Annotated in this window: 17 protein-coding genes and 1 tRNA gene; 15 read left to right on the forward strand and 3 right to left on the reverse strand. The window is 62.8% G+C overall.

Translation table 11 applies throughout. The features are described 5' to 3' along the window. The 3 genes from R3217_02875 to R3217_02885 all read left to right on the forward strand — a co-directional run. Positions 1-314 (forward strand): hypothetical protein (locus tag R3217_02875; protein MDX1454377.1); only part of this gene is annotated, 314 nt, incomplete at its 5' end. 2 nt (positions 315-316) lie between these two features. Then, a complete protein-coding gene (locus R3217_02880) occupies positions 317-811 on the forward strand; it encodes a type IV pilin protein (protein ID MDX1454378.1) in 495 nt (164 codons plus the stop codon). 91 nt (positions 812-902) lie between these two features. Continuing rightward, positions 903-979 (forward strand) — tRNA-Pro (locus tag R3217_02885). Positions 980-1016: 37 nt separating this feature from the next. On the opposite strand, the gene R3217_02890 is transcribed toward R3217_02885, so the two are convergent. After that, positions 1017-2438: an MBL fold metallo-hydrolase gene (locus R3217_02890; GenBank protein ID MDX1454379.1), complete on the reverse strand. Its 1422-nt coding sequence runs from the start codon at positions 2436-2438 to the stop codon at positions 1017-1019. A 117-nt stretch (positions 2439-2555) separates the two neighbouring features. Here R3217_02890 and pdxH point away from each other — a divergent pair, with 117 nt between their 5' ends. Further along, on the forward strand, positions 2556-3161 hold the full coding sequence (gene pdxH, locus R3217_02895) for a pyridoxamine 5'-phosphate oxidase (GenBank protein ID MDX1454380.1): 606 nt from the start codon (positions 2556-2558) through the stop codon (positions 3159-3161). Between the two features lie 6 nt (positions 3162-3167). On the opposite strand, the gene fnr is transcribed toward pdxH, so the two are convergent. Both fnr and hemN read right to left on the reverse strand, forming a co-directional pair. Beyond that, positions 3168-3899, reverse strand: coding sequence for a fumarate/nitrate reduction transcriptional regulator Fnr (gene fnr, locus R3217_02900; protein MDX1454381.1), 732 nt, complete (start codon positions 3897-3899; stop codon positions 3168-3170). Positions 3900-3967: 68 nt separating this feature from the next. Continuing rightward, the gene (gene hemN / locus R3217_02905) at positions 3968-5362 is read right to left on the reverse strand and encodes an oxygen-independent coproporphyrinogen III oxidase (GenBank protein MDX1454382.1); all 1395 of its coding nucleotides are present in this window, start codon (positions 5360-5362) and stop codon (positions 3968-3970) included. Between the two features lie 228 nt (positions 5363-5590). On the opposite strand from hemN, the gene ccoN reads away from it, so the two are divergent. From ccoN to R3217_02960, 11 genes are read left to right on the forward strand one after another with little or no spacing between them, the layout of a single operon-like run. After that, positions 5591-7018, forward strand: coding sequence for a cytochrome-c oxidase, cbb3-type subunit I (ccoN, locus tag R3217_02910; protein MDX1454383.1), 1428 nt, complete (start codon positions 5591-5593; stop codon positions 7016-7018). 12 nt (positions 7019-7030) lie between these two features. After that, the gene (gene ccoO, locus R3217_02915; protein ID MDX1454384.1) at positions 7031-7636 is read left to right on the forward strand and encodes a cytochrome-c oxidase, cbb3-type subunit II; all 606 of its coding nucleotides are present in this window, start codon (positions 7031-7033) and stop codon (positions 7634-7636) included. A gap of 3 nt (positions 7637-7639) precedes the next feature. After that, a complete protein-coding gene (locus R3217_02920; protein ID MDX1454385.1) occupies positions 7640-7825 on the forward strand; it encodes a cbb3-type cytochrome c oxidase subunit 3 in 186 nt (61 codons plus the stop codon). Beyond that, positions 7822-8727, forward strand: coding sequence for a cytochrome-c oxidase, cbb3-type subunit III (gene ccoP / locus R3217_02925; protein ID MDX1454386.1), 906 nt, complete (start codon positions 7822-7824; stop codon positions 8725-8727). The genes R3217_02920 and ccoP overlap by 4 nt, the downstream gene beginning before the upstream one ends. Then, positions 8727-9050, forward strand: coding sequence for a hypothetical protein (locus tag R3217_02930; protein MDX1454387.1), 324 nt, complete (start codon positions 8727-8729; stop codon positions 9048-9050). Before ccoP ends, R3217_02930 begins: the two co-directional genes overlap by 1 nt. Positions 9051-9082: 32 nt before the next feature. Continuing rightward, positions 9083-10438 (forward strand): cytochrome c oxidase accessory protein CcoG, encoded by a 1356-nt coding sequence (gene ccoG, locus R3217_02935; GenBank protein MDX1454388.1) that lies wholly within the window; start codon positions 9083-9085, stop codon positions 10436-10438. Next, on the forward strand, positions 10435-10959 hold the full coding sequence (locus R3217_02940; protein MDX1454389.1) for a FixH family protein: 525 nt from the start codon (positions 10435-10437) through the stop codon (positions 10957-10959). The genes ccoG and R3217_02940 overlap by 4 nt, the downstream gene beginning before the upstream one ends. Beyond that, the gene (locus tag R3217_02945; protein ID MDX1454390.1) at positions 10956-13358 is read left to right on the forward strand and encodes a heavy metal translocating P-type ATPase; all 2403 of its coding nucleotides are present in this window, start codon (positions 10956-10958) and stop codon (positions 13356-13358) included. The genes R3217_02940 and R3217_02945 overlap by 4 nt, the downstream gene beginning before the upstream one ends. Continuing rightward, positions 13358-13555: a cbb3-type cytochrome oxidase assembly protein CcoS gene (gene ccoS, locus R3217_02950; GenBank protein MDX1454391.1), complete on the forward strand. Its 198-nt coding sequence runs from the start codon at positions 13358-13360 to the stop codon at positions 13553-13555. Before R3217_02945 ends, ccoS begins: the two co-directional genes overlap by 1 nt. After that, positions 13552-14313, forward strand: a complete 762-nt coding sequence (locus tag R3217_02955) for a sulfite exporter TauE/SafE family protein (GenBank protein ID MDX1454392.1) — start codon at positions 13552-13554, stop codon at positions 14311-14313. The genes ccoS and R3217_02955 overlap by 4 nt, the downstream gene beginning before the upstream one ends. Further along, complete coding sequence (locus tag R3217_02960) at positions 14310-15296, forward strand: 2-hydroxyacid dehydrogenase (protein MDX1454393.1); 987 nt, start codon at positions 14310-14312, stop codon at positions 15294-15296. The genes R3217_02955 and R3217_02960 overlap by 4 nt, the downstream gene beginning before the upstream one ends. Positions 15297-15327: the final 31 nt, after the last annotated feature.

The following is a 15327-nucleotide window of genomic DNA, read 5'->3' on the forward strand; positions in this document are numbered from 1 at the left end:
ACCAGCTGGTGTTCACGACATTCGATCCGTCATCTTCGGCCAGCGCCTGCGACCCGGGGCTCGGCACGGCCAGGATGTACATCCTCTCCGCCACGGACGGCAGGACGCTGTTCGACCTGAATGGCGATGACGTGCTCGACGTATCCGATCGATCCGATGTCCTGAAACTGCGCGGCATACCTCCCGGCATGACCGTACTGTTTCCCGAAGCAACGGATGGTCGGGCATTCGGGCTGATCGGCACCGAAAAAGCACCGGTCCAGATCACCACGGACCCGCAACGCACCTACTGGTATGAACTCAAGGAGGAGTAGCCATGTCTGGAAAACACCGAGGCCTTACCCTGATCGAACTCATGATCACGGTCGCCATCGTCAGCATCCTGGTCGCCATCGGCCTGCCGTCCTACCAGGACTACACCGATCGCGTCAGGCGCACGGAGGCAAGCGCCTCCCTGATGAAAATGGCCGGGTCGTACGAGCAATTCATCCTCCGGAATCGACGACCCCCGGAAACCTTTGTCGCGATCGACGATGCCCTGACGCTGATGATGAACGGGTCGGCGTTTGCCCAGCAGGCACCGGTCAGCGGCCTGCAGTCGAACAACGGGAGCTGGCTGACCGAGGGCGGACACTACTCGATGACCTTGTCGCAGAATGCCGGGGGCCAGGTCCTGATGCAGGCGACAGCGAACTCGGCAGCCGCATTGAAGGATGAAGATTGCCGGACCATGCAGTATTTCGTGAACGGCCTGAAGACATCCATGGCGGCCGACGGGACCGATTCCACGGACACCTGCTGGCGCCGGTGACGCCGGGCCAGCCGGTCGGAAGGCCCCGGAAACAGTGGCGCCAGGCCGTTATTGAACTCCAGCGCGAAATTCCCGTATACTTCGCGCCCTTCGGGGTGTAGCTCAGCCTGGTAGAGCACTACGTTCGGGACGTAGGGGCCGGAGGTTCGAATCCTCTCACCCCGACCAGGTATCAGGAAAAGGCCTGCCATGCGGCGGGCCTTTTTTATTGCTTCGTCCTTGTCGACACCGCCAGCGTCGGCAAGGCCTTGAGGTCCACGACCGCCCCCTCGCTGGCCACCGCCACCTGCGACCAGGCGGATTCCCGCATCACGGTCGCCAGCGCATCCGCTGCCTGCGGCTCGCCGTGCACCAGCACCAGCGGCGGCCGCTCCCGGAAATGTTCCAGCCAGGCCTTCAAGCCCTGCTGGTCCGCATGGGCCGAAAGCCCGCCGACCGTATGGACTTGTGCTGCCACCCTCACCGGCTCGCCCCAGAGCGTCAGGTATTCCGCGCCGTTGACCAGCGCCCGCCCCGGTGTGCCCTCGGCCTGGAATCCGACAATCACCACCTTGGCCTCGGGCCGCCATAAATTGTGCTTGAAATGGTGGCGGATACGGCCACCGGTACACATTCCGCTGCCCGCAATGATGATGGCACCGGAGTGACGCTCATTGAGTGCCATCGACTGCGCCGGTGTTTCGCAAAAGTGCAGGTTCGGCAGCCGGAATCGCGTCTGGCGGACATCACTGCCCGCCTCCTGCTGGTAGAGCTCCCAGTGCCGCGCATAGAGCTCGGTGGCCTCGATCGCCAGCGGGCTGTCGAGAAAGATCTGCCAGCGATCCAGCTGCCAGTCCGCGTAGTGCTTCCCGAGCACGTACAGCAAGTCCTGGGTCCTGCCGACGGCAAAGGATGGAATGAGGATATTGCCACGCGCTGAATGCGCTGACCGGATGATGTCGCCCAGTTCCTGCCAGGTGGACTGCCAATCGCGATGGCAACGATCACCATAAGTGGATTCGCAAAGCACGATATCCGCCTGGTCGAGCACGTCGGGCTGGCGCAACAACAGGGCCGGCGCATGGCCGAGATCACCGGAAAAGACCAGCTTTCTGTTCACGCCGTTGTCAGCGAGCTCACAGCTCACTATGGCGGAGCCGAGGATATGGCCAGCGTCATGGAAACTGGCCGTGACGCCCGCCGCGACCTCGACCTTCTCGCCATAGTCATGAGTCTCGAACAGCGCCATGCAGGCCTCGACATCATCCTGGTCATACAATGCATGCACGGGTGGCAGGCCACGCCGCGCTCGCTTGCGGCTTTCCAGCTCGGCATCCTTCTGGTTGAGGAACGCCGAATCCTTCAGAAGAATGCGACAAAGATCGGCGGTGGCCGGGGTGGCATGAACGACACCGGCAAAGCCACGTTTCACCAGCAGGGGCAATCGTCCGGAGTGATCGATGTGGGCGTGGCTTAGCAAGACGGCATCGATGCTTGCCGGATCGAATGGAAACGCCCGGGCATTGAGATCCTCTTCGCCACCACCCTGGATCAAGCCACAATCCAGCAGTACGCGCTTACCACCCACCTCCAGCAAATGACACGATCCGGTAACGCGACTGGCAGCACCGTGAAACGTCAGCTTCATCCCCGTCTCCTCCCTGCATCTAGGGCATGCGATAATATCGACCCGGCAGGAACAGCATAGCGCCTGCCACTCCAGGCACCATGACCGAGATCAACCCAAACGGGGGAAAGCCGCGCCATGATCGAGACGCTCTCCGAAACGAACCTGCTCCACGATCCCTTTGCCATGTTCCAGAACTGGTACGCGGACGCACAACCCGGCGTGCAGGGCGACCCGACGCAGATGACCCTGGCCACCGCAGATGCCAGCGGCCGGCCCTCGGCACGCATCGTGTTGCTGAAAGAGCTGGATTCCGGGGGATTCGTCTTTTACACCAACTACAGCAGCCGCAAGGGCGCGGATCTCGCCGCCAACCCGCAGGCCGCGCTGCTCTGGTGGTGGCCCCACCAGGGTCGGCAGGTCCGGGTCGAAGGCAGCATCGAGCAGGTTCCCGACACGGTGTCCGATGCCTATTTCGCCAGCCGTCCGCGCGACAGCCAGATTGGTGCCTGGGCTTCCGAGCAAAGCTCGGCCCTGCGCGACCGGGCGTCGCTGGAAGAACGCGTGGCGCAATTCGAAAAGCGTTTCGACGGCCAGGATGTGCCGCGCCCGCCGCACTGGGGTGGATACCGACTACGTCCGGATCACTTCGAGTTCTGGCAGATGGGCGATGCGCGTCTGCACGATCGCTTCGGCTTCGACCTCGATGGTGGTGACTGGCTGGTCGAACGCCTCAATCCCTGAACGGGATCACTTCGGCACGCAGCGGGCGATCTCGTCCAGTCGTTCGATATCCAGCAAGCGGATGTCGCGGCGATCGACTTCCAGGATGCCCTCCTGCTGGAAGCGCTTGAACACGCGACTGACCGTTTCGGTCGCCAGGCGGAGGTAGTTGGCAATGTCACGGCGCGGCATCGCCAGCATGAAATGGGTCGCCGAATAGCCCCGCAATTTCAGGCGCGCCGACAGGCTCAGGAGAAATGCCGCGAGCCGCTCCTCGGCAGTGAAATCACCCGCCAGTGAATGTGAATCGTGGATGTCCTTGGACAGCAGACGGAACATCTGCTTCTGCAGGCCAGGCACCTTGCCCGCCAGGTCCGCCAGGTCTTCGTAGGGCAACTGGCAGACGGAAGCCGTATCCAGCGCCACGGCGCTGCACTGGTGCTTTTCCGGATAGATGGCATCCAGGCCCAGCAGCTCGCCTGGCAGGTAGAAACCCAGTACCTGCTCACGGCCGGATTCATCGATGGTGTAACTCTTGAGGTAGCCCGAGCGGACCGCATAGAGGGCTTCGAAAGGGTCACCCTTCTGGTAGAGATGATCGCCGGCATGCAGCGGCGAACCGCGCTCCACCAGGGAATCAAGCTTGCTCAGCGACTCCCTGTCCAGGCCGACCGGCAGGCACAGCTCGGCCAGCGAGCAATTGCTGCACATCTTGCGAAGCTCGGCATCCAGCTTGGCGACGGCTTGCTGTTCACCCATCGTCACTCTCCCTCGTGGAGAGCTCATGGTAACGACACTTCAGGGCGTTTGCACCCTCGGCGGCCAGCTCAGATAACGTCGCTGAAACTCTGTGAATCGTCGATCAATTTGCCGTGATAGGCGTCGAACGGCAACGCGATCACCCGCAACAGCAGCCGGCCCTTGCCGGTCACGACCAGGCGGCGGCGGTTGAGAATGGCCAGGCCATCCCTCAGCAACGGCGTCAGGCGCAGCAGGCTGTCGGCAAAATATTCCTCGAAGCGGATTCCCCAGTGTGCATCGATGTCGGCGAAGGACACGATGCCATCGCACATGATGCGCTGGATGACATCGGCCCGGATCCGGTCATCCCGCGACAGTTTCACTCCCCGGGCAATTGGCAGGCGACCGGCATCGATGGCGGCATAGTACTCGTCCAGGGACTTGGAGTTCTGGGAAAAGGCCGCGCCGAGATTGCTGATTGCACTGATCCCGAGCCCGATCATTTCGCATTCTGACTGGGTGGAGTAGCCCTGGAAATTGCGATGCAACTCGTCGTTCTGCTGCGCCTTGACCAGCTCGTCGTCCGGCAGGGCAAAATGATCCATGCCGATGAAAAGGTAACCCGCCTTCTTCAGTTTGCCGATCGCCAGTTCCAGCAACGCCAGCTTCTGTTCGCCAGATACCAGGTGGTGCTTCGCGATCTGCTTCTGCGCCTTGAACACGTCAGGAAGGTGGGCATAGCTGTAAAGGGCGATGCGCGATGGCCGGGCTTCCACGATCTTGTCCAGCGTGCGACCGAACCCTTCCAGGGTCTGGCGTGGCAGGCCGTAAATCAGGTCAACGTTCATGGACGACAAGCCGAGTCGCTGGCCTGTATCGAGCAGGTCATGGGTCAGGGCCTCGGGCTGGACACGATTGATGGCTTCCTGCACGGCCGGGTCGAAATCCTGGACGCCGAGGCTGATGCGGTTGAAGCCCATGGCCACCAGCCGCTCCAGTCGGCGGCCGTCCACGGTACGTGGATCGATTTCCAGCGAACACTCCAGGCGGTCCGAAGGCGCCATCTTGAAATGCTTCCGGAGCGTCTCGAGCAGCTGCTCGAGCTGGGCATCATCAAGGAAGGTGGGGGTGCCGCCACCGAGATGAACCTGCTGTACCTCCCTGTCGGGATCGACCAGCGCCGCCTGCATCTCGATTTCCTTTACCAGCCGCGACAGGTAGTCAGCAGCCTTGTTGCAGTCACGGGTGATCACCCGCAGGCAGCCACAATAGAAGCAGGGACTGGCGCAGAAGGGAATGTGGATGTAGAGCGACAGCGGACGCGGAATCGGATCGCCGTTCGATACCCGCATGGCCTCGCGGTAATCCTGCTCGCCAAAGGCCACCGTGAATTCACGGGCCGTCGGATAGGACGTGTAGCGTGGCGCCTTGATGTCGTAGCGACGAATCAGGCCCTTGTCGAAGGTCATGGTCTGGAGCATCACTGCCTCTGCACGGTTTTCCGATGTTGGAAGCGATTGTGCAAGGCTCCGAGGCCAGGGCGCATTGACCTGCATCAAGTGGCCTGCCATTACCACGCGGGCCGACGGGTCGCCTGTCCGCGGTTCAGTTGACCTGAGTCAATGCGGCCGTCCGGCCCCTCCACCGAGAATGTTGCCCACACTGCCAGCCGGCGGTTTCGAGTCATATCATCGAGGAGTGGGTCGCCCATGGAGACGACAAATGCGGGTATCAATTACAACGACAAGGTGGTGCGACAGTTCACCGTAATGACGGTGGTCTGGGGCATTGTCGGGATGCTGGTCGGGGTCATCATTGCCGCCCAGCTGCTGTTCCCGTCGCTGAATTTCGACATTCCCTGGCTGACCTACAGTCGCCTGCGCCCCTTGCACACCAATGCGGTGATCTTCGCCTTCGGCGGCTGCGGGCTGTTCGCCGCCTCCCTGCATACCGTGCAACGTACCTGCGGGGTACGGCTGTTCGGTGACAAGCTGGCAGCGACGACCTTCTGGGGCTGGCAGCTGGTCATCGTGGCCGCCGCCATCACCCTGCCGCTGGGCATCACCCAGGGCAAGGAATATGCCGAGCTGGAATGGCCGATCGACCTGCTGATCACCGTGGTCTGGGTGATCTACGGCATCGTGTTCTTCGGCACCATCATGAAGCGCAAGGTGAAGCACATCTACGTCGCGAACTGGTTCTTCGCCGCCTACATCATCACCATCGCGGTGTTGCACATCGTGAACAACCTGGTCATCCCGGTCGGACCGTTCAAGTCCTATCCCATCTACTCGGGGACGGTCGATGCCATGGTGCAATGGTGGTACGGACATAACGCCGTCGGCTTCTTCCTGACCGCCGGCTTCCTCGGCATGATGTACTACTTCGTGCCCAAGCAGGCCGGTCGCCCGATCTACTCCTACCGGCTGTCGGTAGTCCACTTCTGGGCGCTGATCTCCATCTACATGTGGGCCGGACCGCACCACCTGCAGTACACCGCCCTGCCCGACTGGGCCCAGTCGCTGGGCATGGTCTTCTCGCTGATCCTGCTGGCACCGAGCTGGGGCGGCATGATCAACGGTGTCATGACGCTGTCCGGTTCATGGGAGAAGCTGCGCACCGACCCGATCCTCAAGTTCCTGATCGTATCGCTGTCCTTCTACGGCATGTCGACCTTCGAAGGCCCGATGATGTCCATCAAGACCGTCAATGCGCTGTCGCATTACACCGACTGGACCATCGGTCACGTGCATTCGGGCGCGCTCGGCTGGGTGGCCTTCATCACCATCGGCATGGTCTATCACCTGATCCCGCGCCTCTGGGACCGCGAAGCCATGTATTCCATCAAGGCCATCGACCTGCATTTCTGGGTCTCGACCATCGGCGTGGTGCTGTACATCAGCTCCATGTGGATTGCCGGCGTGATGCAGGGCCTGATGTGGCGCGCGGTCAACGAGGACGGGACGCTGACCTACGCCTTCATCGAAAGCATCAAGGCCAGCTACCCCTATTACGCAGTGCGCCTGCTCGGCGGCCTGCTGTTCTTCGTCGGCATGCTGATCATGGCCTGGAACGTCTGGAAGACGATCCGCGGCGATCGCCAGCCCGTCACCGCTGCTGCTGCGGCTACAGCCTGAGGAGCCTGAACCATGAAGCATGAAAAGATCGAAAAGAACATCGGCCTGATGGGCATCCTGGTCGCCATCGTCATCAGCGTCGGCGGCCTGGTGGAAATCGTGCCGCTGATGTTCCAGGCACAGACCACCGAAGCCATCGAAGGTCTCGAGCCCTACACCGCACTGGAACTGGAAGGTCGCGACATCTACATCCGCGAGGGTTGCTATGTCTGCCACTCGCAGATGATCCGTCCCTTCCGTGCCGAGACCGAGCGCTATGGCCCTTACTCGGAAGCTGGCGAGTTCGTCTATGACCGTCCCTTCCAGTGGGGCTCCAAGCGCACGGGGCCGGACCTGGCCCGCGTCGGTGGTCGCTACACGGACGAATGGCACCGCGTGCACCTGATCAACCCTCGCGACCTGGTGCCGGAATCCAACATGCCGGGGTTCCCCTGGCTGGACGACACGCGCCTGACCGGCAGCAACACGGCCGGCAAGTTGAAAGCCATGAAGTTGCTGGGCGTGCCTTACACCGATGCTGACATCGAGGCTGCCGCCGACGCGGTTCGCGGCAAGACCGAGATGGATGCACTCATCGCCTACCTGCAGGTGCTCGGCACCGCCAACAACGGGAGATAAGCCATGGATATTCATGTTGTTCGCGGCCTGTACACACTGCTGCTGTTGATTGTCTTCGTCGCCATCTGGGCCTGGGCCTGGAGTGGCAAGCGCAAGGCGCGTTTCGAGGAAGCCTCGCAGCTGCCGTTTGCCGATGAATCCCCTGTCTCGCCCGAGAACGGTGGACAGCAAGAAGGAGCACAGCGATGAGTACTGCATGGAGCCTGTTCATCACCATCCTGACGATTGGCAACATCGTTGCCTGCCTGTGGCTGCTCTGGTGGACCTCCCGAGACCGACCCGCGGAAACCACCGAGGAAACCACCGGCCATGTCTGGGATGAAGACCTGGAAGAACTCAACAACCCCTTGCCGCGCTGGTGGCTGATCCTGTTCTACATCACCGTGGTGTTCGGGTTCATCTACCTGGCGCTTTACCCGGGGCTGGGAAACTTCGAGGGCTACCTGGGCTGGACCCAGATCAGCCAGTACGAAGAGGAGTCGGCACGCATCGAGGCACAGCAGGCCGAGACCTTTGCACGCTTTGCCGGTCTCGACATTCCGGCGGTCGCCGCCAGCGCAGAAGCGAACGAAATCGGTTCGCGCCTGTATGCCAACAACTGCTCGGTCTGCCATGGCGCCGATGCGCGTGGCGCACGTGGCTACCCCAACCTGGCCGATGACGACTGGCTGTACGGCGGCTCGCCGGATGCCATCCTGCATTCCATCCGCAAGGGTCGTAATGGCGTCATGCCGGCACTTGGCAGTGCGCTGGGTGACCAGGGCGTGGCTGAGGTGGCCGCCTACGTCCAGAAACTGTCCGGCCAGGCGCTTGGCCCCGCGGCAGCGCCGCTGGCCGCTGCCGGCGAGCAGAAATACCAGATGCTCTGCACGGCCTGCCACGGTGCCGATGGCAAAGGCAACCAGGCCCTCGGTGCACCGAACCTGACCGATGATACCTGGCTGTATGGCGGTGATTTCGAAACCATCAAGACATCCATTCGCCTGGGGCGCCAGAACGCCATGCCGGCCCATGACGAGCTGCTGACAGATGACGAAATCCGCCTGATCGCGGCCTACATCTACAGCCTGTCGAACCAGGACGGCAACTGATGACCGGCAGCGGCTTCGATACACCGGCTGCCCCTCGTGGCGTGCTGAAGGCACTGATCATCGCATGGTCATCCTTCATCACGGCCGGCGTTGCAAGCATGGTGTTCTTTGCCAGCTTCGACCCCGTCGTGCTGGCAGAGGCCGCAACGTTTCCCGCCGAGCTGAATCGCACGGCGGGTTACACCATCGGCTTCCTGCTGCTCTGGTTGCTGACCGCGATTGCTGCGGCCATGGCTGTCTACCTGATGGAATCCCTGAAGCTGCACCCGCCGGAAAAGAACGCGGCCATGGACCCGGCGTCCGGCAAGGAGCATGAACAGTGAGCAAGCCCGGCAACGGGAATACCGGCGATCCGATGTACGTCGCGCGGGAAAAGATCTACCCGCGCGAAGTCAGCGGCCGTTTCCAGAGCCTTCGCAAGCTGGCTGTCGTCGTGCTGCTCGGCATTTACTACATCGGCCCCTGGCTGCGCTGGGATGGCCGCCAGGCCGTGCTGTTCGACCTGCCAGCTCGCCAGTTCCATGTGTTTGGCCTGACCTTCTGGCCGCAGGACTTTTTCTACCTGGCATTGCTGCTGATCATCGCCGCGCTGTCCTTGTTCTTCTTTACCGCGCTGGCCGGACGGCTCTGGTGCGGTTTTGCCTGTCCGCAAACGGTATGGACGGAAGCCTTCATCTGGATGGAGCGCCTGGTGGAAGGCAGTCGCAACCAGCAGATGAAACTCGATCGTGGCCCGCGCAACCGCGAGTGGCTGATGAAGAAGACCACCAAGCACTCGCTATGGCTGGTTTTCGCACTGTGGACCGGCTTCACCTTTGTCGGTTACTTCACGCCAATCGACGTGCTCGCCGACGAGGTCATGGCCATGTCCACCGGACCGTGGGAGACGTTCTGGATTCTTTTCTATGCCTTTGCCACCTGGGGCAACGCGGGCTTCCTGAGAGAACAGGTCTGCATCTACATGTGCCCCTACGCCCGCTTCCAGTCGGCGATGTTCGACAAGGACACCTTGATCATTGCCTATGACGAGCAGCGCGGCGAACCCCGCGGTGGTCGCAAGCGCAATGTCGATCCGAAGGATGTCGGTCTTGGCGACTGCATAGACTGCACCCTCTGCGTGCAGGTCTGTCCGACCGGCATCGACATCCGTGACGGCCTGCAGTACGAGTGCATTGCCTGCGCTGCCTGCGTCGATGCCTGTGACAGTGTCATGGACAAGATGAACTACCCGCGTGGCCTCATTCGCTATGCCACCGAGCACTCCATCGACAACAAGCAGACCCGGATCCTGCGACCACGCACACTGGTTTACGGTGCCTTGCTGACACTGCTTGTATCTGCCTGGGTGCTCGGCATTGCCATGATCAAGCCACTGGCCATGGATGTGCTGCGCGATCGCAATGCCCTCTACCGACTGCGCAATGCCACGGTCGAAAACGTCTACACGCTGAAGATCATGAACAAGTCGGATTCCGAACAGGTCTACGCCCTGTCCGTCGATGGCCTGGACGAGCTGCGCATCGACAGCCAGGCCAGTGGCATCGCGGTACGACGTGGCGAAGTGCTGACCGCAGCCTTGCGACTGTCGCTCGACCTGCCGACCGACCTGCGTGGTGGCGGACATGACGTGACCTTGAGACTGGTCGACCGCGATGGCAACGAAATCGAGGAAACCACCCGTTTCTTCCTGCCGCTGGAGAGCGAACGATGAACGAAGCAACACTGCCGGTCGCGAAACGACCCTGGTACCGGGAACCGATGGTCTGGCTGGTGATTGCCCTGCCGCTCTCGGTGGTCATTGCCGGCATCAGTACCGTGGTCATCGCCAGCCGCAATGCGGACTCGCTGGTGGTGGACGGTTTCCAGCGTGTCGGCCTGCTGTCGAGTCGCGTGTCGGCAGCTGATCGCGAGGCCAGCAGGCTCGGCCTGCAGGCCATGGTGCGCATCGATGCAGAAAACGAGCTCGTGATGGTCAGCCTCAGCGGCAACGATGCGAGCTGGCAGGCAGGCGAAGTGCAGGCCTCCCTGCACCACCCGACTCGCCGCGAGCAGGACTTCACGCTGCTGCTTCAGAGCGAAAACGGCAGCCTGTTCACAGCCGGGCTGCCGCGCGAGATATCCGCAGGCTGGTACCTGCAGATCGAATCACGCGATGGCAGCTGGCGCCTGAGCGGCCAGTTCGCCGACGCAGGAATCCTGCGGCTTGCCGGCAAGGACCAGGCCACACGATGAGCACGGTGATGTCACTCGCTTGCTACCACTGCGGCGAGACCGTTGCTCGTGATGCGGCACGCTGGGTGTCACTGGATGGCACGGAGCAACCGATGTGCTGCAGCGGCTGCGCCGCCGTTGCCGAACTGATCAACCAGGGCGGGCTGGAAGCGTATTATCGTTTTCGGGAAGTCGACGCACCGCGCGCGGCGAACTCGGTGTCGCAATGGAGCAGCTTCGACCAGCCGGCCGTGCAACAGGCCTTCCTGCAGGCCGACAGCGAGACACAGCGGGAAATCGCCCTGCATCTCGACAATGTGCAATGTGCAGCCTGCGCCTGGCTGATCGAACGCTCGTTGGATGCCGCTTTCGACCAGGCCCGCATCGAGGTCAACCCGGTCAGCGGCCATGCCGTGCTGCAATGGAATCCACGGACGGCAGTCCTGTCCGACCTGCTCGCACACATCGAAATGCTCGGCTATGGGGTCGCGCCGCTGCGTCGCGATGCCGCCGGCACCGAAAACCGCCAGGAAAAACGCCGCTTTCTCGTTCGCTTGCTGGTTGCCGGGCTTGCCGCCATGCAATCGATGATGGTCGCAGGCGGCTTCTACCTGTCTCCACCTGGCGACATGCCGATCGACATAGAAAATTTCCTGCGGATCGTCAGCATGTTGATGGCCACGCCGGTGGTGCTGTATTCCGCGTGGCCCTTTTTCAAGGGCGCCCTGCGCGACCTGTCGCAGTGGCGCACCGGCATGGATGTGCCGATCGCCATCGCCATTGCCGCCGCCTACTCTGCCAGCATCGTCAATGTCTTCGATGGCCAGGGTGAAATCTACTTCGATTCGGTATGCATGTTCGTGTTCTTCCTGCTGATCGGTCGCTTCATGGAATTGCGCGCCCGGCATGAAGTTGCCTCGGCGAGCAATGCCCTCGCGGCATCGCTGCCGGCGATGGCGTTGCGTGAAGGCATTGGCGGCGAACCCTCCGCCATTGCCTTGACCGACATCCGCGCGGGCGATGTGCTGCTGGTACGCAGCGGCGACATCATTCCTGCCGACGGCAAGCTGCTGTCGGATACCGCGGTGGTCGACGAAGCGCTGCTGACCGGCGAATCCGAACCGGTGAACCGCCAGTGCGACGAAGAACTGCTCGCGGGTGCCATCAACCAGGGCGCGGCCGTCCGGCTGCGGGTCAGCCGCAGCGGCAATGACACGTACCTTTCCGGCATCAGCCGACTGCTGCGACGCAGCCAGGCAGCGCGGCCTCGCGTCGCCCGCTTGACCGACCGGATCGCCCGGCATTTCGTCGCTGTCGTGCTGGCTGCTGCGGCACTGGCTTATGCCGCGTGGCAGTTCATCGATCCGGCGCAGGGGTTCGAAATCGTGATCGCCGTACTGGTCGTCACCTGCCCCTGCGCGCTGGCACTGGCCGTGCCGGTTGCGCTGACCGCAGCCACCGGCAGGCTGGCAAAGGAAGGCCTGCTGACCATGCATCCAGGGGCAATCGAGCAGTTGCCGGCGGTTACCGATGTTGTCTTCGACAAGACCGGGACCCTGACAGAGGGTCGACCGACGGTCACACGGATCGTTACCGCCAGTGACATCGACGAGCCGACCGCCATGGCCATCGCGGCCGGGCTGGAGGCGGCGTCGAATCATCCACTGCGCCATGCCTTTGCCAGCCCCGACGCCTGGCGCTTCGATGCCGTACGGGAAGTTGCCGGACAGGGCCTGGAAGCCAGCCACGACAATGCGACGCTGCGACTCGGTCGACCCGATTTCGTGCTGGCTGCAACCGCCGGACAAGCGACGCCGGACGAGTCGAACAGCTGGATCGTGCTGGGCAGGAACGGCAAGGCGCTGGCCTGGTTTGCCATTGCCGATTCGCTGCGTGTGGATGCCGCCGACACCGTCGCCGCATTGCAGGCACGCGGCCTGCGCGTGCATTTGCTGAGCGGCGACAGCCAGCCACGGGTACAGCAGGTGGCCAACGAACTTGGCATCGACTCCTGGCAAGCCGGCGTAAGCCCCGAAGACAAGGTCGCTTTCATCCGCGCCCGTCAGCAAGCCGGCAACAACTGCCTGATGATCGGCGATGGCATCAATGACGCACCCGTACTGGTTGCCGCCGACACCAGCATCGCCATGGGCCGGGCGGCACTGCTGGCGCAGGCCAGCGCACACCTGCTGCTGCAGGGTGGTCTCTCCCAGCTGGTCCGGGGCCTTGATGTCGGGCAGCGCACGAGCCGCATCATCCGGCAGAACATTGCCTGGGCCATCGGCTACAACCTGCTCGCCCTGCCGCTGGCGATGACCGGGCTGGTAACACCCTGGATGGCAGCCATCGGCATGTCGAGCTCCTCCCTGCTCGTGACCTTGAACGCGCTCAGGCTGCGCCGAACTGCAGAGGTAAAGTGATGGAAATCATCTTCCTGCTGATCCCGATATCCACCCTGCTGATCGTCATCGCGGTCCTGGCCTTCATATGGGCCGTGCGCAGCGGGCAGTTCGATGACATGGATTCCCCGGCCTGGCGCATCCTGCTGGATGACGAAGGAACCGGCAATCGACGCGACGACAAGCCTGCCCGTGAACAGCGGGAGGAGCGCCGGTGAGCATCACCATCGCAGCCAGTTTCATGCTCGGCTTGCTGGGCGCAGGCCACTGTCTTGCCATGTGTGGCGGCCTGGCCAACCTGCCGCTCGCCCAATGGCAGCAGCAGCATGGACGCACACGGGCACTGGCACCGCTGCTGGTCTACAACGGCGGTCGGCTCGGCGCGTATGCCAGTGCCGGCTTTCTGCTCGGTGGTCTCGGCGAAATATCCGGGCTCGGTGAGTGGCTGCAGCAGACCGGCCTGTCGCTGCGATACCTGACCGCCGCGCTGTTGCTGATGGCAAGCCTTTACCTGCTGACCGGTTCACGCCGCTTTGCACCGCTGGAAGGCTTGGGCCAGCGTGCATGGCAAGCGCTGTCACCCGTTGCTTTGAAGGTCCTGCGCCATACCGGCAAGCAGGGCCTGACTCCGGCACGCATGCTGCTGCTGGGCTTCACCTGGGGATGGTTGCCATGCGGCCTGAGCTACTCGGTGCTGGCAATTGCCGCCAGCACGGCCAGTGCAGCAGACGGCGCGATGACCATGCTGGCCTTCGGGCTCGGCACCCTGCCCGCCATGCTGCTGGCCGGCAGCGCCGGGCTGGCAGCAAAGCGACTGCTGGGGCGTGCCGAGGGACGTCGCGTTGCCGGTTGCCTGCTGCTGGTTGCCGCTGCCTGGACCGGTCTTGGCCCGCAATTCCTGGCTGCCGGGCACCAGCATGATGCGTCGCCACAGACGGCACCCCATGCACACCACACCACGGTATCCACGCCATGAAGATCACCGTATTCAGCAGCCAGGCGCACGATCGCCAGTTCCTGGCCAGCGCCAATGCCGACAGCCACCAGCTGGTGTTTCGCAGCGAGCGCCTCGTGCCCGGCACGGCCACGCTCGCGGCTGGCAGTGATGCCGTCTGCGTCTTCGTGAACGACGACCTTGGCAGGGAAACACTCGGCACCCTGAAAGAGGCCGGGGTGAAATACATCGCGCTGCGTTGTGCCGGCTTCAACAATCTCGATCTGGCTGCGGCCCGCGAACTCGACCTGCCGGTCGCACGCGTGCCTCGCTATTCTCCGCACGCCGTGGCCGAGCATGCCATCGGCCTGATGCTCGCACTTGACCGCAAGTACCATCGCGCCTGGAATCGCGTCCGCGAGGGCAATTTCTCGCTGCAGGGGCTGCTGGGCTTCGACCTGCATGGCAAGACGGTCGGCCTGGTCGGCACCGGCAACATCGGCAGCGTGGCTGCTCGCATACTGCTGGGCTTCGGTTGTCGCGTCCTGGCCGTCGACCCGGTGCGAAGTGACGCCCTCGAGGAGGCCGGGGTCAAGTACGTTCCGCTGCAGGACCTGTATGCCCGCAGTGACATCATCAGCCTGCACTGCCCCCTGACGCCGGCAACGCATCACCTGGTGAATGCGAAGGCAATTGCCGCCATGAAGCGCGGTGTCATGCTGATCAACACCTCGCGCGGCGCTGTCATCGACTCGCGCGCCCTGATCGATGGCTTGAAATCAGGCCAGCTCGGCTACCTCGGGCTGGATGTCTATGAAGAGGAATCGGAACTGTTTTTCGAGGACCACTCCGCGGACGCGATCCAGGACGACCTGTTCATGCGCCTGACCACCTTCCCGCAGGTGCTGATTACCGGCCACCAGGGCTTCTATACCCGCGAGGCCATGACGGCGATCGCCAGCACGACCCTCAGCAACCTCGAGGACCTGGCGGCCGGCCGCGAATGCGAAAACCTCGTCGGCTGAAACCGGTCACTGTGCATTCCGCTGTATCCGA

This window comes from Gammaproteobacteria bacterium (genome assembly GCA_033720895.1).
In the GTDB taxonomy this organism is placed as follows: Bacteria; Pseudomonadota; Gammaproteobacteria; order Natronospirales; family JAJUFS01; genus JAWWBS01.